Genomic DNA, 26,081 nt, shown 5'->3' with positions numbered 1-26,081 from the left:
TATTATAATATCGTTACTAAAAACTTATAAAAAGTTATAAACCTTTATGTTTCATTCCTACTTCATCGTGTATGTTTTTGTACTGAATAAATCCAGATACTACTCACAAGTTTTTGTACACTCCATAGGCGTAAATTCCTGACTAACGTATCAGTACATATCTGTATGAACTTGAAAATGTTATGCCACAGATTGTTGTTTTAAAATCATTTCTCCATATCTTTTCAGATTTAAAGCAGCCTGGTAATCTCTATCAATCACATTTCCACATTCACACCTATAAATACGGTCTGATAACTTCAAATCTTCAATGCAAATAAAACTTGGTTCTTGTTTTACCATTTCAGATGTTGTCTGATGTAAATAGTTCTGACGAGTGTTCGTTAGTCTACGATCTAATTTTAAAAGCTCTTTTTCTCTTTTTATAATGTTACTTGTTTTACAGTAACTTCCTCCTTCCTTATTATTTTCATATTTTCTTGATATGGAACGCTGTAACCTACGTTTTCTTTTTTCTAATTTTTTAACTCTTTGTGTCTTGTTTATATTCAGATATTTATGTTCGTCAGAACATATCGCTAAATATTTAATACCTAAATCAATTCCAATACCTTCGTTTGATGGAAGAGAAGTAGAACTTTCATATTCAATACCAACTGTTATATACCAATTAAGTCTATCATGCTTTATACGAGGATTCATATATTTTACATTTTCAGTAGGTATACGACTATGTTCTGCAAGTCTTATCCAATTTAATTTTTGTTTATTCTTTTTTCTTGAAGTTGAAAACCCTTCCATTTTCACATGAGTATCTGTAAACTGAATTTTTACATTGTCCTGATAAAACTTTGGAGCTGAATGCTTTTTGCTCTTAAATCGTGGAAAACTTGTATATCCTTTAAAGAAATCTCTGTATGCTTCGCAAGCATCTTTAATTGCCTGCTTTGTTACGTTGTTTGAAATATTATTTAACCAAGCATATTCTCTATTTGTCGTTCCAAATCATCTTTTTGTTTATTACTTGAAACTCTGCAATATCCAATAATAATTCTGTCAAGGTTTGGTTTCATATTCATAACTTGATTTAATTGTTCATGCGAATAATATCTGTATCCGTTACTGGAAGTATGATGCGGATGCAACTTTCCATTATTATCCCAATTTCGTAATGTTTGTACTTAATTCTACCATCAAAAGTTATAAAAAATAACATATATTTATAGCTTTTTATAAGTTTAACTTAACAGTTGATCACCTCCTCTGGTGTTTGTCTATCTTCCCTTTCTCCTCATGGTTTGAATGATTCTGTTACATCTAATCCTTTATAATATCCACAAATTGCCCTTTGACCACTTTACAAAGATCTGCTGGCGTCAGCCGCAGCTGCACTCCCAGCCTGCCTCCGCTGACGATCATCATCGGCAAATTTTCTGCACTCTCATGAATAATTGTTGGATATTCTTTTTTCATGCCAATCGAGGTTGTTCCGCCTCTAATATATCCAGTCACTTTATTAATATCCTTTACATGAAGCATTTCTACGGATTTCTCCCCAACTGCTTTCGCACATTTCTTCATATCCAATTCCTCAGCTACCGGAAGAACATAGACATAATATTGTCCCGTCTTTCCTTTCGTAGCCAGTGTTTTAAAGCATTCTTCTGGATTCTCTCCCAGCTTCTTGGCAATACTTACGCCATCCTTGAACTCATCACATTCATAGTAAATTACCTCATACGAAATGTGATTACGATCTAAAATCCGCATGGCATTGGTCTTTGCTTCCTTCTTTGCCATCACTATCCCTGCTTTCTTTCATATACGACCCTATCTTTATAAATTTCTTATACAACGAAAAAGACAGTAACTTCTACTGTCTTTTCCATATGTCATGATTTATTTTAACAAATATTTGATCTTTTTCCAAGCCCTTATGCTTCTTTCTGTCCAAAATGAGTCAATTGATATACAATCTCTTCTGCAATCTCGTGAACCGGACGTCCATCTGTATTTACCACAATATCTGCAGCTGCTTCATATTTTGGACGACGTACTTCCATTAATTCGCCAATGTCCTTCGTATTCTTCTTTCCGTGAAGCAGTGGTCTGGAATCATCATCCTTGACACGGTCCAGAATTGTATCTGGAGTCGCTGTCAATAAGATAACCTTTCCATTCTTCTTCATCTCATCCACATTTTCCTGTCTCATTGGAACACCGCCTCCACAGGAAATTACCTTGTTCTGATAATCCTTCATTCCAATGATCAGGTTGGTTTCTAAGTTTCTCCAGTACTGCTCTCCGTATTTTTCAAAAATCTGGTTAACACTCATGCCTTCCTTTGCTGTCAGATGAGCATCCATCTCAATTACTTCCATGGCAAGAATCTTACTCAAATAGCTGGAAACAGTACTTTTTCCACATCCCATGAAACCAATAATATAGATATTATCGCGGAATAAGGTTTTCGCCTGGATCTTTTTACTATTTTCTACTATATATTTATAAATATCCAGAATCTCTTCCTTATATTTATTATCATCGACTTTTTCTTTTACCAGCTGACGCACCTGTCGCTCTCTCTCTGGCTGAAGAATCGGAACCCCCCTCTGCTTCTTGTATTCCATGATTCCTTCAATAATCCCAAGTCTCTGCTCTAACAAACTTACCAGTTGTGCGTCGCATAAATCTAATTGCTTTCTGTATTGATCTAATATAATCATCGTCTTACCCTTCCTTTTTCTTTCATCTTTTATTGATGATTAGTATAGCAGAATAACTTTAGCAATGCAACACTTTCACTCGCTAAAGTGATAAATTTTTTCATTTTTCCGTTTTTTTCATATTTTTTCTATAAAAAATGCAAAAATTATTTATTTTTTTTATATATTCCGGTTTTTAATCACATATTTGACAAATTCCTGCGCTACGGGAGACAAATATTTATTCTTCATCTTCGCAAGATAGATATAACGTTTGATTTTTGGCTCCATGATCGGTACTACTTTTACATCCATCATATCCAAAATTGGAATCTTCGGCATAATCGCAATCCCAAATTCTTTTGCTACCAACCCTGCCATGGCAGAATCCTCTTCCACTTCATAGGATGCTTCTGGAAATTGTCCCAGTTCTTTATAAACGCCATCCAGAAAACTTCGCAGTCCGCTTCCAGCTCGAAAGATGATATGTTGATAAGCCAGTGTTTCCTTTAAAGTAACACTTTCTCTTTCCCCCAATGGATGTTCCTTAGGAACCACAAGAATGATCTCCTCTTCAAATACCGGAATAAAATCTATTTCCTTTTCATTTAACATCTGTGAACAAAACACTACATCATATTTTTCATCCTTTAACCCTGCCAGAATATTCTTGGTAATTCCTTGATTAAATGTAAAGTCAATGCTTTTTCCTTCCTGTGTCTTTAAAAATTCACTTACCAGATCTGGTACAAAGTGGGAACCCAATGTAAAGATATACCCCAGATCAATAATCCCACTGGATTCACTGGTCATAGCCTTCGTTCTTTTAATTCCGACCTCTAACATATCCAGAGAATTGGTCACATATTGAAGAAATATTTTTCCGTATTTCGTAAGTACTACCCTTCGCCCCTGTTTTTCAAAAAGATAGGTCCCCAGTTCATCTTCCAGGCAGGAAATAGCATGACTTAAGCTTGGCTGAGTAATCGACAGTTCCTGCGCTGCCCTTGTATAGTGCTCCACTCGCGCCAGTGTTTTAAAATAATATAAATGATTCAGATTCATCTATAAGATACACTCCTTTTACATCTTTCTTCTATATTTACAGACACACAACACACGTTAAAAAATAAACATAAAATTGCAAATTTCCATAAAAAAGCCCATAAAATCTATGCTTTTTTTATAAGAAATATGCCATTTCTATAAATTTTGACTATATTATATCATAACCAATAGAAATAATCTATCAAAAAACCACAAATAATCAATTAGATATTAACCATACTTCCGCTTATAATATAGTTATACTAATAACAAATGATGGGTTATCAATTATTAAGTGAATGGAGGAAATCAATATGTCAAATTACCCTACTTTATTTTCACCTTTAACTGTTAAAACTATGACAGTTCCTAACCGTATCGTAATGCCACCAATGGGTACAAACTATGCGAAAGCTAATGGTGAAATTAGTGATGAACATATCAATTACTATGAACTTCGTGCTCAAGGCGGAACGGGCCTTATTATTGTGGAAAATGTGTGTGTTAAGTTCCCACAAGGCTCTAACGGAACAAGTCAGTTGAGAATAGATCATGATATGTTCATCCCTAAATTATATAAATTAACAGAGGCCGTACATGCTCACGGTTCTAAAATTGCTGTTCAGATCAACCACGCAGGTGCATCTGCAATGTCAGCAAGAACCGGTATGCCTACGGTTTCTTCTTCCAACAAACCTTCTAAAACAGGTGGAGCAATTCCAACACCATTAACTGTAGAAGAAATCAAAGAAATTGCAAAATGCTACGGAGCTGCTGCAAGACGTGCTCAGTTGGCAGGCTTCGATGCTGTAGAAGTTCACGCTGGACACTCCTATCTGATCAGCCAGTTCTTATCTCCAATCTATAATGACAGAACAGATGAATTCGGTGGAAGCCCAGAAAATCGTGCCCGCTTCTGTAAATTAGTTATGGATGAAGTTCGTGCTGCAGTTGGTCCAATGTTCCCTATTATCTTACGTTTCAGCACAGACGAATTCGTAGAAGGCGGTAATGACATAGAAGCAACGATCAACACATTAAAATATTGTCAGGAAGAAGCTGATATTCTTCATGCATCCTGTGCGTTGAATGACTCTATTCGTTTCCAGATCGATGCAAACCATTTTCCTGATGGATGGAGATCTTACATGGCAAAGGCCATCAAAGATGCTTTCGGAAAACCAACCATTACAATGGGTAACATTCGTGATCCTAAAGTAGCTGAAAAGATCTTAGAGGATGGAGATGCTGATTTTATCGCAATCGGACGCGGATTGATCGCTGAACCTGAGTGGGGCAACAAATGCAAAGAAGGACGCGAGAACGAATTACGTAAATGTATCTCCTGTAACATCGGATGTGCTGGAAACCGTATTGGATATAATAAACCAATCCGCTGTACAGTAAACCCTGCTGTATTATCTGGTGAAGTTTATAAAGAAACAAAGGTGAAAAAGACATGTAATGTTGTCGTAATCGGTGCTGGTACTGCTGGCTTAGAAGCTGCATGTACTGCTGCAGAGGTTGGATGCACCACATTCTTACTTGAAAAATCTGGTGAGCTTGGCGGACTCGCAAAAGAAATTGCAAAATTCCCAGATAAAAAACGTTTGAATGATTTCCCTACTTATTTAATTAACAGAGCAAAAAAATTAAAGAATTTATATATCTTTACTAATACGGAAGTTACTGCTGAGTCTGTAAAAGCTTATAATCCAGATATCGTCGTAAACGCTACCGGTTCTGTTCCATTGTTACCTCCAATTACAGGTCTTCATGACAATCTCGGCAATGGTAAGGTTTTCAACATTTTAGACCTGATCAAGGATATCGAAAACGGTGTATACCCTGATGACTTATCTGGTAAGAAAGTCGTTGTGATCGGTGGTGGTGCGGTAGGTCTTGACGTTGTAGAATACTTCGCTCCAAAAGGCGCAGACGTATCCATCGTAGAAATGATGCCTGCCATCGGACGTGATCTGGACCCAGTTACTAAGAATGATACTTCTTCTTTAATGGAAAAATACGGTGTAAAACAGTATACTTCTACAAAATTATTAGAAGTAAGAGCAGACAACTACTTAGTAGAACGTGATGGAAACCAGGAAGAATTACCTTTCGATTATGGATTTGTATGTCTTGGTATGAGAGCAAATGCTCCAATCTATCAGGATTTATTGAACACATTTGGAGATACCAATGTTGCTGTCATGAACATCGGTGATAGTAATGTACGTGCTCGTCGTATCATTGATGGTACTCACGAAGGACGTAATATTTTAAAAGTGTTAAAAAGTAAAGGATTTTTCTAAAATATAAAACAACTTTATAATATAAGAATCGAAAGATGATTCCTGCCTTAGGAATCATCTTTCCTTTTCCAAAGTTGAACTTTTCCTGCTTTTTATGGGCAATTGTTTAGAATTTGACATTCATTGACAAGCAATATTGGCCTTTGTTATAATATTCATAGTATGTAAATATTGAATCATAAGAAAATGGAGGCGTAAAAAATGACTCAGTATAGACAAATTTTCAAGCCTTTAACCGTAAAATCTATGACTCTGAAAAATAGAATTGTAATGACACCAGTTGCAACAAACTGTGCTGATCATTCTGGAGATGTCACACCATCTCAGATGAAATTCTACGAATTAAGAGCCAAAGGTGGTACTGGCTTAATTATCGTCGAATGTGCAAGTGTATACTCTCCACAGGGTGCACTTCGTGCAAATCAGTTACGTATTGACCACGACAATTACGTATCTAAACTTTTTAAATTGTGTGAGACTTTACACAAATATGGCACAAAAGTTGCTCTTACTTTAAACCATGCTGGTGCTTCTGCACAGTCTTCTGTTACGAATATCCAGCCTGTTTCCGCATCTGATTTAAGAACTTCTCCGGATGGTGATGTTCCTCGTCCTCTGGACAAAGCGGAAATCGAGAAAATTGCTAAGAAATACGGAGAAGCTGCTCATCGTGCTGTTATGGCAGGATTTGATGCTGTCGAGATCGAAGCTGGTCATGGATTTTTGATTAACCAGTTCTTATCTCCTCTTTTCAACGATCGAACAGATGAATTTGGTGGTTCTCCAGAAAACCGTGCCCGCTTTGCCAATATGGTATTAAAGGAAATCCGTAATGCGGTTGGCCCTGGTTTCCCAATTATCGCACGAATCAGTGCAGATGAATTAACCCCAGGCGGCAATACTCTTGAGGATACTTTAGAGCAGTTACAATATTACATTGACGAAATCGACTTGATCGATGTTTCTGCTGGAAGCAGTGTTGCTCTTCAGTATGTCAGCGATGTGGATTATCTTCCAGACGGATGGAGATCCTTTATGGCCCAGGCAATCAAAGAGAAATTCGGAAAACCTGTTATCACAAGTGGTAACGTACGTGATCCACACGTTGCAGAAGATATCATTGAGACCGGTAAAGCCGATTGTATCGGAATGGGCCGTGGCTTAATTGCTGATCCAAACTGGGTAACCAAGGTACAGTTTGGTGATGAGTCTGATGTTCGTAAGTGTATTTCCTGTAACATCGGATGTGTCGTCAGCCGAAACTTTGATAATCAGCCAATTCGTTGTACCATCAACCCTGCAATTCCTGACGGTGATGAATACAAAGAACGCAAAGTAAAGGAAAACTGCAATGTTGTTGTCATTGGTGCCGGAGTTGCCGGATTAGAGGCTGCATGTACCGCTGCAGAAGTTGGATGTAATGTTGTATTAATTGAAAAAACCAAGACTCTTGGCGGTATCGCAGAAAGAATTTCTGTAATGCCTAATAAAAAACGTCTTGGTGATTTCCCAGAATACATGATTCACCGTGCAATGAAGTTAAAGAACTTATTTATTTGTAAGGGGATGGAAGCTAATGCAGACTTTGTAGAAGGCTTCAAGCCAGATATTATCGTAAATGCAACCGGTTCTAACCCATTGCTTCCTGATATTCCAGGATTACATGAAATTCTGGCAAAACCAAAATCTGAGCGCAGCGTATACAGCATCTTTGATTTAATCGATGATGTACCAAATTATCCAGATGATATGTCTGATAAGAAGGTTGTTGTTATCGGTGGTGGTAATGTAGGACTTGATGTTGTAGAATTCTTCACAACAAAAAAAGCAGATATTACTATCTGTGAAAGACAGTCACATTTTGGTGTAGACTTAGACCCTGCAACCCGCAGTGCTTCTTACGCTCTTATGGAAGAATATGGTGTTCATCAGTATACAAGTGCTGATTTACTTCGTGTAGAAGACCATAAATTTATTGTACGTAATAACTACCGTGATCTCGAAATGGATTTCGATTATGGTTTCGTATGCTTAGGTATGCAAGCAACAACTCCTCAGTTAGATGAGCTGACAGAGGCATTCGCTTACAAAGGTGTAGAAATCGTTAACATCGGCGATAGTGCCCGTACTCGTCGTATGATTGATGGTGTCCGTGAAGGACGCAATATCTTAAATGTTTTAGAAAGACGCGGTTTCTTACCTACTTTAAAACAATAATACAATCATAACTAATATTAAAAAACTCAATACAAATCACTAACAAATCACATAATAAAAAGCCATCTGCTCTCATAGATGGCTTTTTTTATTATATAAGAAATTCCTAGAATTTCTTATATACCAAAGACCCTTCGGGTATATTTAAAACTTTTTATTAATTTTATTACGTCCAAGATAAAGGACCACCTTCTCCAGATATCGTTTTAATACGATCTGGATTTCCTCCTTGGGATGCAGTGAACCAACCAAAATCGAATAAATTCCTACCCGATTTGCTCCGTAAATATCCGTAAAAAGCTGATCCCCCACAAATAACGTATTGGTTTTGTCGGTTCCCATCTTCTCCATGGCTTTTTGATAACCAGACTTTGCCGGTTTATTGGCTTTATAAATATAATGACTATGAATATCCTGATTAAATCTTTTTACTCTTTCTTCCTTATTATTAGAAGTCAGACAGGTATCAAATCCAATTGCTCTCAAATCTCGAAACAGCTTTTTGGCCCTCTCGTCTGCATCTGCATCATGAGGTACCAGCGTATTATCCACATCAAAAATAATTCCTCGAAATCCTTTGTCATAGTATTCCTGAAAATCAATATCATATGTAGACGCATAATAAACGGATGGATAAAACATTTTTAACATTTCTTATGTACTCCTATCTTTTATCTTTTGTGTTATTATATCCTATTCGGAATGAAATCTCAAGATTTCCACTCCTCCTCGAATTTCCTTCTTAAGTTTTCAATTGCTTTTTTTTCAATCCTGCTCACATAAGAGCGGGATATTCCCAACCGATCTGCAATTTCTCTTTGAGTCATCTCGGGTTTTCCGTATAGACCATATCGGTAAATGATAATGCTCTTTTCCCGGCCATTTTCCATCTGTTCCAAAATTCTGTATAAGTATTTTTCATTATCTTTTAAAAATATAGCCTCATCAAAGTCCACCTCTGGTTCATAGATAATATCCAGAAGGCTAATCTCATTTCCTTCCTTATCACTGCCAATAGGCTCATAAATGGAAACATCCTTTGCACTTTTCTTTTTATATCGAAGCATCATCAATATTTCATTTTCAATGCATTTCGAAGCATATGTCACCAGTCGGTTACTGGATTCCAATTTAAAGGTATTGATAGCCTTAATCAGACCTATGGTTCCCACAGAAATCAAATCTTCTGTTTCCTTTTCATAATTATGGTACTTTTTAACAATATGTGCCACCAGCCTCATATTGTGCACAACTAAATGATTCCTCGCTTCTAAATCACCCTGCAGTGCTTTCTTAAGATACTCCCGTTCCTCCTCCTGTGACAATGGTTTCCTGAATGTACGCAAAAGAAAAGCACCTCTAAGCCCTTTTATACACTTTATGCGAAAACGGCTTAAAAAGTGCTTTTCCGATTAATCTTCTTTTCTACGAAGCAGATATCCTTCTGGAATCTCTCTTCCAAAATCTACAAAAATCTTTTGTTTTGGATGTGGTGCGCTTTCCATTGGATTCCCTTCTTCATCCTCTATCGCACGGACCAGAACTTCCTCATTTTCTCCGGATGGAACCATAATCTCAATGGTTTCCCCAATGCTGAATTTATTTCTCTGCTCCAATTGCATATATCCTTTTTCATTTTTTCCCTGAATGATCCCAATATACGTATATTCTTTTTCATAGGTATTGCTGTTATAAATCTGGGAATTTTCATCTGTTTTCCCAAAGTAAAAACCAGTAGTAAACTGACGATACGTACATTTAGAAATTTCGCTATGGTAATAATCCATATTCTTACGATAACACTCTTCAGAAATTGCAAAATCATCCAACGCTTTCCGATAGGTACGGGCAACGGTTGCTACATAAAGTGCCGTTTTCATACGACCTTCGATCTTTAAGCTGTCAATTCCAGCATCAACAATTTCAGGAATGTATTCTACCATGCAAAGGTCCTTGGAATTAAAAATATAAGTTCCTCTCTCATTTTCATAAACTGGCAGATATTCTCCCGGTCTGCTCTCTTCCATTACTGCATATTTCCAACGGCATGGATGAGTACAGGCTCCATTGTTGGCATTGCGTCCTGTAAAATAATTACTGAGCAGGCATCTGCCGGAATGAGAAATACACATGGCCCCATGGACAAATGCCTCAATCTCCAGATCATCTGGAATCTTACTTCTGATCTCTTTCAGTTCCGCCAGAGACAGTTCTCTGGCCGCCACAACTCTAGATGCTCCCTGAGCATGCCAGAACTGATATGTCATATAATTGGTGCTGTTCGCCTGTGTACTAATGTGTCGTTCAATCTCCGGTGCTTCTTCCTTTGCGATTTGAAAAACACCTGGATCAGATATGATCAATGCATCTGGCTTTATTTCTCTCAGTTCCCGAAAATACTCGCGAATTCCCTCTAAATCATCATTGTGAGCCACAATATTAGCCGTTACATATACTTTCTTGCCATATTTGTGTGCAAATGCAATTCCTTCTGCCATATCCTCTTTTGAGAAATTCTTTGCCTTAGCACGAAGTCCATACATCTCACCACCAATGTAAACCGCATCAGCGCCATACATGACAGCTGTCTTTAATACTTCCAGACTACTGGCTGGAATCAATAATTCTATTTTTCTCATTGTTCACTCCTACTTTACTCTTGTACTTATGGTTACCCCGTCGCCAATCGGAAGGACCACTGTCTCCAGTTGTTCCATATGAGTAATCTGATATAAGTACTCTCTCATCCTCTTATGAATCGTTCGGTTCCTGCGTTCAATCGCATAACGGGATTTTACAATATCTCCCTCCTGAAGCACATTATCTGAAATAAGAATGCCGCCGATTGGAAGCAAACGCAATATTTCATCCAGAAAGTGAATATACTGTCCCTTAGACGCATCCACAAATATCATATCATATTGTTCCTGAAGTTCTTTCAGGATTTCCATAGCTTCTCCCTCCAGAAGTTCGATTACCCCTTCTTTCTCGAATTTCTTTATATTCTCTTTTGCTTTGGCAATACGTCCTGCATTGCGTTCAATGGTAGTTATTCTTCCATCTTCTGGCTGATATTGATTCATATATAAAGAAGAAAATCCCACTGCTGTTCCAACCTCCAGAATGTTCTTGGGACGTTTCATCAGCACGAGGACTTTCAACAACTCTTTTGTCTCTTTTTTTACTATTGGCACATGATTTTCTCTGGCATCCTGCTCAATCTTCATCAAAGGTTCACAATCATCCTGTGCCAGAGAATGAATATATGCCACAATTCTTTCATCTACAATCATTTTCTCTATCGTCCTGTAAATTCATCTAACAGATCATCCACACCCATGTCCGAGGAAACCTGATAGGTTCCTGCCCGAAGTTTGTATATATGATAGGTAGAGCACTGGTATCGGATGATCAGATATTTCTTATCTCCAATAATTCCTTGTCGCTCCAGCTGAGCTGCCACTGCCTTTACAGTCTCCTTCTTATCAATCTGAATTTCTATCGTCCGGCTACCATCTCTTTGATATGGTCGATTGGAAAAAGAATAATAAGCTATCTTTTTCATCCATAAAAAGATCAGGATAAGCGCTACGATCAATAGAGCATCCAGAAAAACAGAAAAAAATGTTCTCCAAAATTTCTTATTCACTTGTCGTATCATTTTCCTGATCCTTTCTTTCTATAGAGATTATCCTTCCATAAAATCCATGTCAAATTCCAATCCTTCTGCAATTGTATCGTACATATCCTTCATAACTGCACAGACCTTGTCCTCTGCATCCATAAATTCCACCACATCGGTATCTACAAGCAGTGCATGATACTCCTGCTGAAGTTTTTCGATTTCGCTAAAATTCTCCTGTCCATCTTTTGTCAGAGCATAATACTGTCTGCGAAACTGATTAAACCTTTCATAAACATCCTTTTTCTTCTTCAAAGCTTTCAGACATTCCTGATAGTCTCTATAATAATCGGACTGTTTGATGGAATCAATCAGACGATGGGTCATATTATATATTTGTTCCACTCTTCTATACTTCCTTTTCAAGTTCACACTGAGTATGGTTTCTTCCCCAACCTTCTATTCACATAGAGAGAGGACCTCTCCCAACTAAGCTATACTTCCATAATAATTGGCAAAATCATAGGATTTCTTCTCGTCTTTTTCCACAAGAAATCGCTTAATGCATCCTTTACAACTGCCTTGATCCTGCTCCAGTCGGAAATATTTTTACTCAGGCATTCGTCCAATGCTTCTGCTACTACTTTCTTCGCCTCATCCATCAGTCCTTCTGATTCTCTCACATAGACAAAGCCTCTAGAAACAATATCCGGACCTGCCAGCAGCTGATTACTATAGCGTTCCAAAGTAATCACAATGATCAACAGACCATTCTTAGACAACTGTTGACGATCTCTAAGCACGATATTTCCTACATCTCCTACACCAAGTCCATCAACCAAAATACCCTGTGCTGGTACTCTTCCCGTAATCTCTCCTTTTTTCTTGGATAATTCCAGTACATCTCCAGAGCGCAGTACAAAGATATTATCTTTTTCGATGCCCATTTCATGTGCAAGCTCTGCGTTACTGGTCAGATGGCGATATTCTCCATGCACTGGTATTGCATACTGTGGCTTCGTCAAAGCATAGATCAGCCTTAACTCTTCCCTGCAGGCATGTCCAGAAACATGCGTATCCTGAAAGACGATCTTGGCACCTTTACGGGTCAATTCGTTCATAATCTTAGATACTGCCTTCTCATTTCCTGGAATTGGAGAGGAACTGAAGATAACCACATCATTTGGCTTGATGATAACCTTCTTATGGCTGGAATTTGCCATACGTGACAACGCAGCCATAGTTTCTCCCTGGCTTCCTGTGGTAATCAAGATCAATTGATCATCACTATAATTACGCATCTGTTCAATCTCGATCAATGTATTATCTGGAATACTGATACAGCCCAGCTCTACAGCAGTTTTAATAACATTGACCATACTTCTTCCTTCTACAACTACTTTTCTTCCGTATTTATAAGCAGAATTGATGATCTGCTGCACGCGGTCAACGTTGGATGCAAAAGTTGCCACGATCAGACGTTCTTTTCGATATTCGTTAAAGACATGATCCAATGTCTTAGCGACCGTACGCTCAGAAGGAGTATATCCTTCTCGCATAGCGTTCGTACTATCTGACATAAGAGCAAGAACACCCTTCTTTCCTAATTCGGCAAAGCGCGCCAGATCAATAGCCTCACCAAATAACGGCGTATGATCGATCTTAAAGTCTCCCGTATGAATAATGATTCCTGCAGGAGTATAAATAGCCAACGCCGCTGCATCTGCAATACTATGATTCGTCTTAATAAACTCGATGCGGAAGCATCCCAAATTAATAGACTGTCCATGCTTCACTACTTTCTTCTTAATGGAACGAGTCAATCCATGCTCTTTCAGCTTATTATCAATCAATCCCATGGTCAGCTTTGTTGCATAAATTGGCATATTCAGTTCCTTTAATGCATACGGAATCGCACCAATATGGTCCTCATGCCCATGAGTAATAATAAGTCCTTTCACCTTGTCTGCATTTTCTTTTAAATAGGAAATATCAGGAATCACAAGATCAATTCCCAGCATCTCCTCATTTGGAAAAGCAAGTCCACAGTCAACGACAATAATCGAATCCTCATATTCAAAAGCCGTAATATTCATACCAATCTGTTCCATTCCGCCCAATGGTATGACCTTTACTGGCTTATTCTCATTTTTAAACAGTTTCAAAATTATTCCTCCATCACTTTTATATTATCACGCACGTCTTCGATATTACAGTTTCTCTTTACAGTCTTTACAGTATCCATACATCTTCACTTTGTGATTATAAATCTTAAATCCTGTCGTAAGCTCAATCTTCTCTTCCAAATTTTCCAAAAGATCTTCTTCGAATTCCAGAACTTTTCCGCATGACATGCAGATCAAATGATGATGGTGATGTCCACTTCCATCTGTTCCTGCCAATTCATAGCGCACAAATCCATCATCCAAATCCAAAGTGTCGATTAATTCCAATTCTGATAACAACTGTAAAGTACGGTATACCGTAGCAATACCAATCTCCGGTTGCTTTTTACGCACTAATTCATAGATATCTTCAGCGGTCAGGTGCTGATTCGGGCATTCTGACAACACTTCCAGAATAATCCCTCTCTGTGTCGTCATTTTCAATCCTTTATTCTTTAATAACTCTTTAAAATGCTCCATATTTGTCATTCTTACACCTCAACCTCTTTTGATATTTAAAATTCAATATCAACCTCTTCTATCAGTTCATTAAACACCTTTAACAGTGCTTCTATCTCTGTATCATCCTCTACAATCTCATAGGAAACAAAATCCCCATCTTCCGGAACTTCCCTAAACAGTAACACAGCATCTTCTTCCTGATCGGATACTAACAGGTAATTCTGTCCGGCAATCGTTGTCTGCTCTAACACTTCTAACTGAATTTCGTTATCCTCTTCATCGTAAAAAACAATCGCTTCTGGTTTTTTACTCATTCTTCTTCCTCTTTTCTTTCAGAGTCCATATAACTCTGTAATATAATAGATGCTGCAAGCTGATCGATGACATCCTTACGATTCTCTCTGCGGACTCCTCCAGCCATCAAAATCCTTTCTGATTCCATAGTCGTTAAACGCTCATCCCAAAGTACAACGGGCAATCCCATTCTTCTTTCCAACATCTCTTTGAATTCCAATGTCTCTTCTACACGTACACCCAGCGTATTATTCATATTTTTAGGATAACCTAAAACGATTTTCTCTATGCCATGTTCTTGTACCAGAGCTTCTATTCTGGCCAGTGTTTTTCTAAGCTTATTGGAAGACTTTCTTGTAATCGTCTCCACAGGCTGGGCAGTGAGCATCAAGCCATCACTCACTGCGACTCCTACCGTCTTCGTTCCATAATCCAATCCCATCAACTTCATGGCATACCTACTTCAATTTTGTTTCAATATACTGAATAAACAGTGCTTCAATAATCTCATCTCGTTCCACACGGCGAATTAAGCCTCTGGCATTATTATGGCTGGTAATATAAGTAGGATCCCCTGACATAATATATCCTACGATCTGATTCACAGGATTATAGCCTTTTTCCTTCAAAGCTTCATAAACCTTAGCTAAAATTGTGTGCACATCATATTCTTCTTTTACTACCTGAAATAATTGTGTATTATTATCCATTATTCATCACGTCCTTTTTTTTCATTAGTTCTATTTTAATATAGTTACAGCAAAAAGTAAAGCTTTGGGTTTTTCCTGTTAAATTACCTCTGCGATTAAAAATCCTTTCTCAGAAAATCCCTGGATTTTCACATCCACCAGCTGATTGGATGTGAGGTGTTCCCCCAGCACTCCAATCTTCACATATCGCTTGGTGTGCCCGGTATAATATACGGTCCCATCTGCTTCCACTGCTTCTTCTAAAAGCACCTGCTCTATTGTTCCAAGCAGTGCTTCCTCATATTCCTTCTTTTGTCGCCTTGTCATCTCAAGAAGTACCATACTTCTTTTATTTTTTACCTGTTCATCTACCTGATCTGCCATCTTTTCTGCTCTTGTTCCTTTTCTTCTGGAATATTTAAATACATGCATCTCATATAGGTTGATGATTTCTAAATTTTTTACAGTTTCTGAAAACTCTTCCTCTGTCTCTCCTGGAAATCCCACGATTACATCCGTGGTAATAGCTGGATGATCAAAATATTTTCTTAGCAATTCACATTTTTCCATATACTCTTCGATCGTGTATTTTCGGTTCATTCGTTTTAATGTTCCATTACAAGCACTTTGTAGAGATAAATGAAAATGTGGACAAAAAGCCGGTATCTCTTTTACCTGACGGACAAATTCTTCTGTGATAATTCTAGGCTCCAATGACCCAAGACGAATCCGTTCCACCCCTTTGATCATCCCAATTGTCTGAATCAAAGTTAACAGATTGGTCCCATCCTCCAGGTCTATGCCATAAGAGCTTAAGTGAATTCCAGTTAATACAAACTCTTTATAGCCATGAGCTGTCAGCCTGATAATTTCTTTTTTCACCTCTAAAAGGCTCCTGCTTCGTACTCTCCCTCTTGTGTAGGGAATGATGCAATAAGAGCAGAACTGGTTACATCCGTCCTGGACTTTAATATAAGCTCTTGTATGCCCTTCGATATGGTCCATACCCATTTCTTCAAACTCACTGGTATGATTGATATCGATCACCCTGCTTGCTTTTTGCATGGTTCTAAAATAATTATCCAACACCGACACAATTTCTTTTTTTCTATTATTTCCAATGATGATATCAATAAGAGGGTCTTTTTCCAGTTCTTCCTTTGCTGCTTGCACATAACAGCCTGCAGCAATGATCACAGATTCTGGATTCTTGCGCTTTGCCCGATGAAGCATCTGTCTGGATTTTTTATCTGCAACATTAGTCACAGAACAGGTATTTACAATATAAACATCTGCAGCCTCTCCAAATCCCACAATACGGGCACCTGCTATTTCCAGACGTTCCTTCATTGCATCTGTCTCATATTGGTTTACTTTACATCCCAAAGTTAATAATGCAATTCTTAATTTTGGGGTTTGATTGAAAACTGTCATCTTCTACTCCTATCAAATATATTTGACTTTTTTGTATTTTTTGTATACTATAAGCTTAGCCTGAACCTATCCATTTCGCTTTGCACTCCTTTGGGAGACAACGTGAAGGAAATGGCATATCTAGTAAAAGGAGGCCCTTATGAAAACAGTAAAAGTATCTATTGATTCTATCGAAAAAGTGAAAGAATTCGTTACGATCGTAAACGAATATCCCTATGATTTTGATTTGGTCACTGGAAGATATGTCATCAATGCAAAGTCCATTATGGGAATCTTCAGCCTTGACATTTCAAAACCTCTTGACTTAAACATCAGAGATGCCGGTGCCCAGATCAACGAAATCTTAGAATCACTAAAACCATTTATTGTTACACCAGAAGAACAGTAAAAGCATTTATATGCTTTTACTTTATCTTTGGCACATATGCCGTAAAAGGCGGGTAGGAATGTCTATTTCTACTCGCTTACACGGATAATTTCTACAGATTCAATGGCCTGTTTCATCAGGTCATCGATCACATCTTTTAAAGCTTCTTCAGAACGCTTAATTATTTTTAAATTTCCCTTTGTTACCGGATGTTTTGCCACAAATATTGTACAGCAGTCTTCAAATGGCTGAATGGAAGTTTCGTACGTATCGATCTGTTCTGCGATATCGACGATTTCCTGCTTATCCATACCAATGCATGGACGAAATACTGGCATACCACATACCTCATTGGTGATCGCAAGGTTATGAATGGTCTGGCTGGCAACCTGCCCAATGCTTTCTCCTGTAATCAATGCCAGAGAACCACCTTCTCTTGCAAAATGCTCTGCAATTTTCATCATATAACGTCTCATAATGATCGTAAGTTCATCATGTGGACATTTCTCATAAATAGCCAGCTGAATATCTGTAAAATTGACTACATGAAGATTGATCGGACCAGCATATCTGGACACCTTTTTCGCCAGATCTACGACTTTTTGTTTTGCACGTTCGCTTGTATAAGGAGGTGCATGGAAGTAAGTAGCATCAATGCGGACTCCTCTTTTAGCAATCATATATCCGGCTACGGGACTATCAATTCCTCCTGACAGACACAGCATTGCCTTTCCATTAGTACCAATCGGCATTCCGCCCGGTCCTTTCAAAATATCAGAATAAATATAAACTCTATCTCGAATTTCTACTGTTAATAAAATATCCGGATGATGAACATCCACCTTTAATTCATGAAAAGCATCCAAAATCCTGCTTCCCATTTCTGCAGAAAATTCCATAGAATTCATCGGATATTTCTTATCCGCACGACGACCATAAACCTTAAAGGTTCGATTCTTGTCTGGATATTGTTCATCGATAAATTTACAGCATACTTCTGCCAAATGGTCAAAATCCTTATTTTCTTCAATGATAGTTGGACAGATTCCGGTAATTCCGAAAACTCTCTGCAATGCTGATACTGCCTCATCAAAGTCAAATTCGCCCTTCGCTTCCACGAATACCCTTCCTGCCTGTTTGCGAATGGCAAAATCACCAACTTCTTTTAACGCAAACTTCATCTGACGAATCAAGGCATCTTCAAACATATAACGGTTCTTACCTTTAATTCCAATTTCTGCATATTTAATCAAAAACGCTTTAAATTCCATATTTCTCCTACTTTCTTGTAAATCTTCGTAATATCGGCAATAATTCCCGCAGACAGTTTACTGTATAATCTACTTCTTCCTTCGTATTAAAGATGCAGAAACTAAACCTTAACGTAGAATCATAGTATTCTTTTGTCAGACCAATGGCCTTTAATGTGCCGCTGATCGCCGGCTTATTGGAAGAACATGCAGATCCGGATGAGACATATATTCCCTTTTCCTCCAACGCATGAAGCAGAACCTCACTTCTAACTCCCTGAAAACTGATGCTTGCAATATGAGGTGCCTCTCCCGAATTGTTTCTAACATCTGACAATTCCATCACCTGAGCAATAAAATCATCTTTAATTGCCTGTATCTTTTTCATCTTTTCTTCATGGTCCTGATAGATCAATTGTACTGCTTTTCCAAGCCCTGCAATTCCTGGTACATTCTCCGTTCCAGAGCGCATCCCCTTCTGTTGTCCACCTCCAAGAATCAACGGATGGACCTTCGTCTTATCCTTTATATAAAGAAATCCGATTCCCTTTGGTCCATGAATCTTATGACCACTTACAGACAACAGATCAATCTTTAATCTCCTTGGATAAATATGATATTTTCCATATGCCTGAATTGCATCTACATGGAACAGAGTATCTGGATTCTTTTTCTTTACGATTTTCCCAATTTCCTCAACCGGCTGTACTGCTCCAATCTCATTGTTTACATACATGACAGAAACCAGTATGGTATCTGGTCGGATGGCCTTCTCTAACGCCTCTAAATCCACGACTCCATGCTCATCTACCGGAAGATAGGTAATCTCATATCCATTCTCTTCCAAAAAGAATAACGGATTATATACAGATGCATGCTCGATTCTCGTTGAAATAATGTGTTTTCCCTTGCGGGCATTGGCCATAGCCGTTCCGATCAATGCCATATTGTTAGATTCTGTTCCACCAGAGGTAAATACAATTTCCTTTGGATCTACCTTTAATGATTTTGCAATGATCTCTCTGGCATCTTTAACATATTGTTCTGCTTTTACGCCTTTCATATGCATGGAAGACGGATTCCCATATTCCTCCTCCATTGCTTCAATGACAATATCCTTTACCTGGGGGAAGACTCTGGTCGTCGCCCCATTATCAAAATACGCTTCCAACTTTATTCCTCCTCCATCTGAAACATAAGAATGGATAACACTGCCATCCCTGCCGTCTCTGTTCTTAAAATTCTCCTGCCAAGGGTCACCGGCATAATTCCCTGTCCCATGGCTTCTGCAACCTCACTTTCTTCAAATCCACCTTCCGGCCCAATAAAGATACCGATTCTCTTTTTCCCTTTTAAAGAAGCGAGCACCTGTCTGGAATGCTCCATTCCTTTTGCATCCTCATATGGAAGAATGGAGGAATCAAACGAACTGGCATAACCAAAGGCTTCCTTTAATGTCATAACCGGCTTTACTTCCGGAATGATTCCCCGTTTTGCCTGCTTTGCGGCGCTAAGAGCAATCGCATTCCAACGCTCAACCTTCTTCTTTGCCTTTTTCGTATCCAGTTTTACGACGGCACGTTTCGTCGCCACTGGAACAACTTCATAAACGCCTAATTCTACCGCTTTCTGAATGATCCATTCCATCTTATCCGATTTTGGCAACCCTTGAAACAACGTAATCTTTGTCGGCAGCTCTGCTGCAATGCCAAAAACGTCTATGATCTTTGCCTCCACATGTTCTTCTCCAAAATCTGTGATCTGACATTCATATTCCCGTTCCATTCCATCACTGACCAGAATATGCTCCCCTTTTTTCATTCTTAACACATTTTTGATGTGATTCACATCGCTTCCTGTTATTATGATATTTTCACCGCCGGTCTGCTGCGGTGTTACAAAAAATCGATACATCTTTTTCCCCTATCGCCTTGGTCTTGCTGTAATAGAAACCCAATCCTTCATATGATTGATCTCAAGGATTTCCAGGTTATTATCCCCCATCGCTCTCTTCACATCTTCCTCTTTCGTATTAATGATACCAGATGTAATAAATAAGCCATCTTCTTTTAAAAAAGGAGTTACAATACCACATAATGGAATAATGACATCTGCCAGGATATTCGCCACTACAATGTCATAACAGCCCTGTCCCAGCATTTTACAAAATGCCTCATCCTCCAGCAGATTTCCCTGATAAGCAGTCATCTGCTCCTCTGTAATATGGTTGATTTCACAGTTCTCTTCTGTTGCACGAATGGCATTAGGATCAATATCCGTTCCTACCGCCTTCTTTACACCTAATTTTAATCCGATAATAGATAAAATTCCGCTTCCACAACCAAGATCCAGCAATGTGGTATCTTCTTTTATATGTTTTTTCAATTGGTGAATACAAAGCTTGGTCGTCTCATGAGAACCCGTTCCAAATGCTGTTCCTGGATCAATCTCAACTACAATATCATCGTCCTTTTTCTCCTCTAATACTTCCCAGGTAGGCTTGATGATAATATTATCGTCCAGACGAAATGGTTTAAAGTATTTCTTCCAGTTATTCACCCAGTCCTCATCTTTCGTCTCTCCCAAAGAAATGGTTCCTGCACCAATGTCAAAAAATACTGCCAATTCTTTTAACATTACTGAGATATCGGATACCAACGCTTCCAAATCTGCATCTTCATCTACATAGCATAAAATCTTAGCCGTTCCATCATCTGGAGCAATCTCATCCGGAAGAAGATCCACATACATTTCCTTTCTGTCCTCTTCGGTCAATGGTACATGATCGATCACTTCTATCCCTGTAATTCCCATCTCACTTAACTCATAGCTAATGCTATCCACTGCCTGAGTCGTTGTATCAATCGTAATTTTATTCCACTTTTCCATTTTCATTCCTTTCTGCAGTGTTCCATACCTGCCCTTCTAGATCCAAATCAAGTGCAAGTCCCTGCATCACTGATAATTCCTGTGAGTCTAAATTCCACATAAATTTTGTATCCTTTTTCTGTTTATACATAAAATTTGAATATGCATTCAACCCACCTGCTTCCAATCGTTCTTTCTTTACCCATGTACCAAATGGAGACGTTGCTCTCTTTGCAAGCGGATGTGAATCTAATACCAGATACTTCTTCGTCTTTTTATCATAATCTACAATCGCAACATAATGCCCTGGAACATGAGCCGCCACAACGCCTCCATCCTCCAGGCATTTTAAAATAGCTACTGTGGTATTTGCTTTTCCTGCATAATAAAATCCATATTGCGTTCCAAGTCCCTTGGCTACTGCTGTCAGAAATCCCTCATCTGTTCCACTGTAGGGAACACGATAACCGGTATCACAAGCATAGGCAGCTCCATCCATCGGGTCCATAAACTGACCGTTCAATGCATAAAGTGCATTGACCACTACCAGCACACCACATGCTGCTTCCGCCATCGTAGTGCTGCTTCCATACTTCTTACCACCCCATCGGCCATCGTACTGACAAAAATTATAATAGGGATCCACATTCTTATCCACTCGGGTAAGTTGCCAGCTATACCGCATTGCCTTTTTGTAGCTGCCCATCTGAAGAATCTTTCCACATGGAACCAAATACAGCTGGTTTTTTTTATTTTGGATCAACAATCGGTTCTTCACGCGCTTAAATTCCCAGATCTGTCGGTCTCCACAATCATCCTTTGTTAGAGAAAACCCTGGTATATGCTTATAGGCAGATCCAGTAAAATATTCCTTTGTACGTTCCAGCCTGATTTTATACTTTTGATCTCCAAGAAAAGTAACCTTTATCTTTTGCCCTCCCAGCAGATAGGTGCCTGAGGCTACCACAGCGATTTCTGATCCATCATATTTCAGACATTGATCTTTCACATCGCTTTTTGCTACCCAGCCGGTTTTTGTATCCTTTTTTTTTCTCATATTCCACTAAATAATAACTGCCAGTTTCGTCTTTGACGTCCATTCCAGTATATTTAGGGACAGAATCTATTCGTTCAGAGCCATAGCTATCACTATAACATGGAATACTCTCTTTTGTAAATGCAGATAAATTTTTTCTATGGGCAGATACTGGTACTGTAAACTGCAGGCTCAGACAGATTACAAGTATCAGGCTTATCATTTGTTTCTTCATATTCCTTCTCCACATGTGCATATTTCTTATATTCTATAACAAATTGCATCGTCTTTCAAGAAAAGAAATTCATATTCGCCATCATAAAACCTTGTAAGAAATTTGAAATTTTTTTATCTAAAACAAGAAAAGAGATATCGTCGTTTCAACGATACCCCTTGTTTCTTACATTCTCTCAGAGCATATAGCTCAGCGAAAGATTGTTACTTTTTATGTTTTCCAAAGAAACCCTTCTTTTCTGTAGAAGTTTCTCCCATTGCTTCCTGATATGCACGTAATGCCTGTTTCTGTTTTTCCGTCAGAGACTCCGGAACCTGTACTACCAGTGTCACATAATGGTCTCCACGAACGTTTTTATTACGGATGGAAGGCACACCCTTTCCTCTCAAGCGTACTTTCGTATCTGTCTGTGTTCCAGGTTTAATGGTGTGTTCATAAGGTCCATCTACAGTCTGGATCTTAATAGTTGCTCCTAATGCTGCCTGAGCAAATGTAATCGGTTCTGTTGAGAACAGATCATATTCCCTTCTCTGGAATTTTGGATGACGGCTTACCGTTACGCTGACTAATAAATCACCGCGAGGCCCTCCATTCTTTCCTGGCTCTCCTTTTCCGCGAATACGAATGCTCTGTCCATTATCAATACCAGCTGGTACCGTTACTTCAATTTTCTTTTTCTTACTTTCATAACCGGTTCCACCACACTTGGTACATTTCTGACGAATTACCTTACCAGAGCCATTACATTCTGGACAAGTCTGTACATTCTGAACTGTTCCAAACATAGACTGCTGGGTATATACGATCTGACCACGTCCACCACATTTTGGACAGGTTTCCGGAGAAGTTCCTGGCTTTGCTCCTGTACCATGACAGGTTTCACATTCATCCTTCAGCATAATCTCCAGTTCTTTTTTACATCCAAAGACTGCTTCTTCAAATGTAATACGGATATTGGCACGAACATGCGCACCTTGCATAGGTCCATTTCTTCTCGCTCTGGATCCACCGCCACCAAACATGCCACCGAATAAATCTCCAAAGATATCTCCCATATCTCCGCCATTAAAGTCAAAACCGCCGAATCCACCAGCTCCGCCGCCAAATCCACCATTCTGATCAAATGCTGCATGACCAAACTGATCATACTGTGCACGTTTCTGAGAATCACTCAATACTTCATAGGCTTCCGTTGCTTCTTTAAACTTTGCTTCCGCCTCTTTATCTCCAGGGTTCATATCCGGATGGTATTTTTTCGCCACTTTACGATATGCACGTTTAATTTCAGCATCTGTGGCACTTTTCTGTACTCCGAGAACCTCATAATAATCTCTTTTATCTGCCATTTTTACCTGAACCTCTCTATTGCTTTATACAACTTAAGCCGTAGGAGAGGAATGCTCATACGGCTTAAGGCACTGCCGGCAACTGCCGGCAGCTCCCGTTTTGTTATTTCAAAATTTTCAAATCAACCGCCTATTCGAGGCGGGGGACATCTCCCAGTAAATTAGACTTCTTTGTAGTCTCCATCCACAACATCATCTGCATTGTATGCTGTATCAGCTCCTGCATTCTGAGCACCTGCTGCCTGCTGAGCCTGTTCATACATTTTAGCAAATAAGTTCTGTGCACTTGTCATTAATTTTTCTTTTGCAGCTTTCATCTGTTCTACCTGATCATCTGTCATATTTTCTGCATCTGCTGCTTCTACTAAGTCTTTTAATTCTTTCAGATCAGCTTCTACCTGAGTCTTATCTGCTGCATCAATCTTATCTCCAGCTTCTTCCAATGCTTTCTCTGTCTGGAATACCATAGAATCTGCTTCATTCTTTGTATCAACAGCTTCTTTACGTTTCTTATCTGCGGCTTCAAATTCAGCTGCTTCTTTTACTGCTTTTTCGATATCTTCATCAGACATGTTAGATCCAGCTGTAATTGTAATATGCTGTTCTGCACCTGTTCCTAAATCTTTTGCAGATACGTTAACGATACCATTTGCATCAATATCGAATGTTACTTCAATCTGAGGAACTCCTCTTCTTGCTGGTGCAATACCATCCAAGCGGAATCTTCCTAAAGATTTATTATCTCTTGCAAACTGTCTTTCACCCTGAACAACATTGATATCTACTGCACTCTGGTTATCTTCTGCAGTAGAGAAGATCTGGCTCTTCTTAGTAGGAATCGTTGTATTTCTTTCAATCAATCTTGTTGCAATACCACCCATTGTTTCGATGGATAATGATAATGGTGTTACATCCAGCAATAAGATATCGCCGGCACCTGCATCACCTGCTAATTTACCACCCTGAATAGATGCTCCGATTGCTACACATTCATCTGGGTTGATTCCTTTGAAAGGTTCTTTTCCTGTTAACTGTTTTACTTTATCCTGTACAGCTGGAATACGTGTAGAACCACCAACTAATAATACTTTTGTCAGATCAGAAGCTGTTAATCCTGCATCCTTTAATGCTGTCTGAACAGGAGTTGCTGTTCTTTCTACCAGGTTTCTTGTTAATTCATCAAATTTTGCTCTTGTCAGGTTCATATCAAAGTGTTTTGGACCTTCTGCAGTTGCTGTGATGAATGGTAAGTTGATATTGGTTGTTGTTGCAGAAGAAAGTTCTTTTTTTGCTTTTTCAGCTGCTTCTTTTAATCTCTGCATAGCCATCTTATCACCAGATAAGTCTACACCTTCTGCTTTCTTAAATTCATCTAACATATACTGTGTGATTACATTATCAAAGTCATCTCCACCTAATTTGTTATCACCAGCAGTAGATAATACTTCGATAACTCCGTCACCGATTTCAATGATGGATACATCAAAAGTACCACCACCTAAGTCGTATACCATAACCGTCTGTTCATTTTCGTTATCAAGGCCATAAGAAAGTGCAGCTGCTGTTGGTTCGTTGATGATACGTTTTACATCCAATCCTGCAATCTTACCAGCATCCTTTGTTGCCTGTCTCTGAGCATCGTTGAAGTAAGCAGGAACTGTAATAACTGCTTCTGTTACAGATTCTCCTAAATAGTTTTCTGCATCAGATTTTAATTTCTGAAGTACCATAGCAGAAATTTCCTGTGGAGAATAGTTCTTTCCATCGATGTTTACTTTGTAGTTTGTTCCCATGTGTCTCTTAATAGAAGAGATGGTCTTTTCTGCATTTGTAACAGCCTGACGTTTTGCAGGTTCTCCGATGACACGTTCTCCTGTCTTTGTAAATGCTACAACAGATGGTGTTGTTCTCATGCCTTCTGCATTTGTGATAACAACTGGTTTACCACCTTCCATAACTGCTACACAGCTGTTTGTTGTTCCTAAGTCAATACCAATAATTTTACCCATGATTCATTTCCTCCTAAATATCA

27 protein-coding genes and 1 pseudogene are annotated in these 26,081 nt (G+C 38.7%); 3 read left to right on the top strand and 25 right to left on the bottom strand.

Annotated elements, in window-relative coordinates; genetic code table 11:
* Positions 1-180: 180 nt before the first annotated feature.
* The 5 genes and pseudogenes from BHF69_RS03515 to BHF69_RS03495 form a co-directional block, all read right to left on the bottom strand.
* Entirely contained in the window at positions 181-939 is a 759-nt protein-coding gene (locus tag BHF69_RS03515; protein WP_242946108.1) for an RNA-guided endonuclease InsQ/TnpB family protein, read from the bottom strand.
* A gap of 41 nt (positions 940-980) precedes the next feature.
* Positions 981-1,178: pseudogene (locus tag BHF69_RS03510) on the bottom strand (MerR family transcriptional regulator); the annotation flags it as partial.
* Positions 1,179-1,317: 139 nt separating this feature from the next.
* On the bottom strand, positions 1,318-1,800 hold the full coding sequence (ybaK, locus tag BHF69_RS03505; RefSeq protein ID WP_075669684.1) for a Cys-tRNA(Pro) deacylase: 483 nt from the start codon (positions 1,798-1,800) through the stop codon (positions 1,318-1,320).
* Positions 1,801-1,934: 134 nt separating this feature from the next.
* A complete protein-coding gene (locus tag BHF69_RS03500; protein WP_075669683.1) occupies positions 1,935-2,726 on the bottom strand; it encodes a shikimate kinase in 792 nt (263 codons plus the stop codon).
* 159 nt (positions 2,727-2,885) lie between these two features.
* Positions 2,886-3,770: a LysR family transcriptional regulator gene (locus BHF69_RS03495; RefSeq protein ID WP_075669682.1), complete on the bottom strand. Its 885-nt coding sequence runs from the start codon at positions 3,768-3,770 to the stop codon at positions 2,886-2,888.
* Positions 3,771-4,066: 296 nt separating this feature from the next.
* Between BHF69_RS03495 and BHF69_RS03490 the strand changes: the two genes are divergently transcribed.
* Both BHF69_RS03490 and BHF69_RS03485 read left to right on the top strand, forming a co-directional pair.
* On the top strand, positions 4,067-6,064 hold the full coding sequence (locus BHF69_RS03490; RefSeq protein WP_075669681.1) for an oxidoreductase: 1,998 nt from the start codon (positions 4,067-4,069) through the stop codon (positions 6,062-6,064).
* A gap of 201 nt (positions 6,065-6,265) precedes the next feature.
* Positions 6,266-8,281 (top strand): oxidoreductase, encoded by a 2,016-nt coding sequence (locus tag BHF69_RS03485; protein WP_075669680.1) that lies wholly within the window; start codon positions 6,266-6,268, stop codon positions 8,279-8,281.
* 144 nt (positions 8,282-8,425) lie between these two features.
* Here the strand turns inward: BHF69_RS03485 and BHF69_RS03480 are convergent, their stop codons facing one another.
* From BHF69_RS03480 to mtaB, 12 genes are all read right to left on the bottom strand, one after another.
* Positions 8,426-8,932, bottom strand: coding sequence for a YqeG family HAD IIIA-type phosphatase (locus BHF69_RS03480; protein WP_075669679.1), 507 nt, complete (start codon positions 8,930-8,932; stop codon positions 8,426-8,428).
* 59 nt (positions 8,933-8,991) lie between these two features.
* Entirely contained in the window at positions 8,992-9,627 is a 636-nt protein-coding gene (gene sigK / locus BHF69_RS03475; protein WP_075669678.1) for an RNA polymerase sporulation sigma factor SigK, read from the bottom strand.
* Between the two features lie 66 nt (positions 9,628-9,693).
* Positions 9,694-10,920, bottom strand: a complete 1,227-nt coding sequence (locus BHF69_RS03470; protein ID WP_075669677.1) for a peptidase U32 family protein — start codon at positions 10,918-10,920, stop codon at positions 9,694-9,696.
* Between the two features lie 9 nt (positions 10,921-10,929).
* Positions 10,930-11,574, bottom strand: coding sequence for an O-methyltransferase (locus tag BHF69_RS03465; protein ID WP_075669676.1), 645 nt, complete (start codon positions 11,572-11,574; stop codon positions 10,930-10,932).
* 5 nt (positions 11,575-11,579) lie between these two features.
* A complete protein-coding gene (locus BHF69_RS03460; RefSeq protein ID WP_143249469.1) occupies positions 11,580-11,942 on the bottom strand; it encodes an endolytic transglycosylase MltG in 363 nt (120 codons plus the stop codon).
* A 27-nt stretch (positions 11,943-11,969) separates the two neighbouring features.
* Complete coding sequence (locus BHF69_RS03455) at positions 11,970-12,308, bottom strand: YlbF family regulator (protein ID WP_143249467.1); 339 nt, start codon at positions 12,306-12,308, stop codon at positions 11,970-11,972.
* Positions 12,309-12,397: 89 nt separating this feature from the next.
* Positions 12,398-14,062, bottom strand: coding sequence for a ribonuclease J (locus tag BHF69_RS03450; RefSeq protein WP_075669847.1), 1,665 nt, complete (start codon positions 14,060-14,062; stop codon positions 12,398-12,400).
* A gap of 51 nt (positions 14,063-14,113) precedes the next feature.
* The gene (locus BHF69_RS03445) at positions 14,114-14,557 is read right to left on the bottom strand and encodes a Fur family transcriptional regulator (RefSeq protein ID WP_075669673.1); all 444 of its coding nucleotides are present in this window, start codon (positions 14,555-14,557) and stop codon (positions 14,114-14,116) included.
* A 26-nt stretch (positions 14,558-14,583) separates the two neighbouring features.
* Positions 14,584-14,844: a DUF1292 domain-containing protein gene (locus BHF69_RS03440; protein WP_075669672.1), complete on the bottom strand. Its 261-nt coding sequence runs from the start codon at positions 14,842-14,844 to the stop codon at positions 14,584-14,586.
* Entirely contained in the window at positions 14,841-15,275 is a 435-nt protein-coding gene (ruvX, locus tag BHF69_RS03435) for a Holliday junction resolvase RuvX (RefSeq protein ID WP_075669671.1), read from the bottom strand. Before ruvX ends, BHF69_RS03440 begins: the two co-directional genes overlap by 4 nt.
* Positions 15,276-15,282: 7 nt before the next feature.
* Entirely contained in the window at positions 15,283-15,534 is a 252-nt protein-coding gene (locus tag BHF69_RS03430; RefSeq protein ID WP_075669670.1) for an IreB family regulatory phosphoprotein, read from the bottom strand.
* 78 nt (positions 15,535-15,612) lie between these two features.
* On the bottom strand, positions 15,613-16,947 hold the full coding sequence (gene mtaB / locus BHF69_RS03425; RefSeq protein ID WP_075669669.1) for a tRNA (N(6)-L-threonylcarbamoyladenosine(37)-C(2))-methylthiotransferase MtaB: 1,335 nt from the start codon (positions 16,945-16,947) through the stop codon (positions 15,613-15,615).
* Between the two features lie 139 nt (positions 16,948-17,086).
* On the opposite strand from mtaB, the gene BHF69_RS03420 reads away from it, so the two are divergent.
* Positions 17,087-17,335, top strand: coding sequence for an HPr family phosphocarrier protein (locus tag BHF69_RS03420; protein WP_075669668.1), 249 nt, complete (start codon positions 17,087-17,089; stop codon positions 17,333-17,335).
* Positions 17,336-17,403: 68 nt separating this feature from the next.
* Here the strand turns inward: BHF69_RS03420 and thiI are convergent, their stop codons facing one another.
* From thiI to dnaK, 8 genes are all read right to left on the bottom strand, one after another.
* Positions 17,404-18,585 carry a tRNA uracil 4-sulfurtransferase ThiI gene (gene thiI, locus BHF69_RS03415; protein WP_075669667.1) on the bottom strand — a complete coding sequence of 394 codons (1,182 nt, stop codon included), beginning with the start codon at positions 18,583-18,585 and terminating at the stop codon, positions 17,404-17,406.
* Positions 18,586-18,592: 7 nt separating this feature from the next.
* Positions 18,593-19,735: a cysteine desulfurase family protein gene (locus BHF69_RS03410; protein ID WP_075669666.1), complete on the bottom strand. Its 1,143-nt coding sequence runs from the start codon at positions 19,733-19,735 to the stop codon at positions 18,593-18,595.
* Positions 19,736-19,737: 2 nt separating this feature from the next.
* Complete coding sequence (locus BHF69_RS03405; protein WP_075669665.1) at positions 19,738-20,478, bottom strand: 16S rRNA (uracil(1498)-N(3))-methyltransferase; 741 nt, start codon at positions 20,476-20,478, stop codon at positions 19,738-19,740.
* A gap of 9 nt (positions 20,479-20,487) precedes the next feature.
* Positions 20,488-21,453: a 50S ribosomal protein L11 methyltransferase gene (gene prmA / locus BHF69_RS03400; protein ID WP_075669664.1), complete on the bottom strand. Its 966-nt coding sequence runs from the start codon at positions 21,451-21,453 to the stop codon at positions 20,488-20,490.
* Positions 21,437-22,489: a hypothetical protein gene (locus BHF69_RS03395; protein WP_075669663.1), complete on the bottom strand. Its 1,053-nt coding sequence runs from the start codon at positions 22,487-22,489 to the stop codon at positions 21,437-21,439. Before BHF69_RS03395 ends, prmA begins: the two co-directional genes overlap by 17 nt.
* Positions 22,416-22,703, bottom strand: coding sequence for a hypothetical protein (locus BHF69_RS14130; protein ID WP_158022546.1), 288 nt, complete (start codon positions 22,701-22,703; stop codon positions 22,416-22,418). Before BHF69_RS14130 ends, BHF69_RS03395 begins: the two co-directional genes overlap by 74 nt.
* Positions 22,704-22,906: 203 nt before the next feature.
* A complete protein-coding gene (gene dnaJ / locus BHF69_RS03390; protein WP_075669662.1) occupies positions 22,907-24,049 on the bottom strand; it encodes a molecular chaperone DnaJ in 1,143 nt (380 codons plus the stop codon).
* A gap of 161 nt (positions 24,050-24,210) precedes the next feature.
* On the bottom strand, positions 24,211-26,058 hold the full coding sequence (gene dnaK, locus BHF69_RS03385; protein WP_075669661.1) for a molecular chaperone DnaK: 1,848 nt from the start codon (positions 26,056-26,058) through the stop codon (positions 24,211-24,213).
* Positions 26,059-26,081 lie beyond the last annotated feature (23 nt).

The sequence above is a fragment of the Anaerostipes sp. 992a genome, assembly GCF_001940245.1.
Classification (GTDB): domain Bacteria; phylum Bacillota; class Clostridia; order Lachnospirales; family Lachnospiraceae; genus Fimousia.
This window is presented reverse-complemented; position numbering and strand designations above follow the sequence as displayed.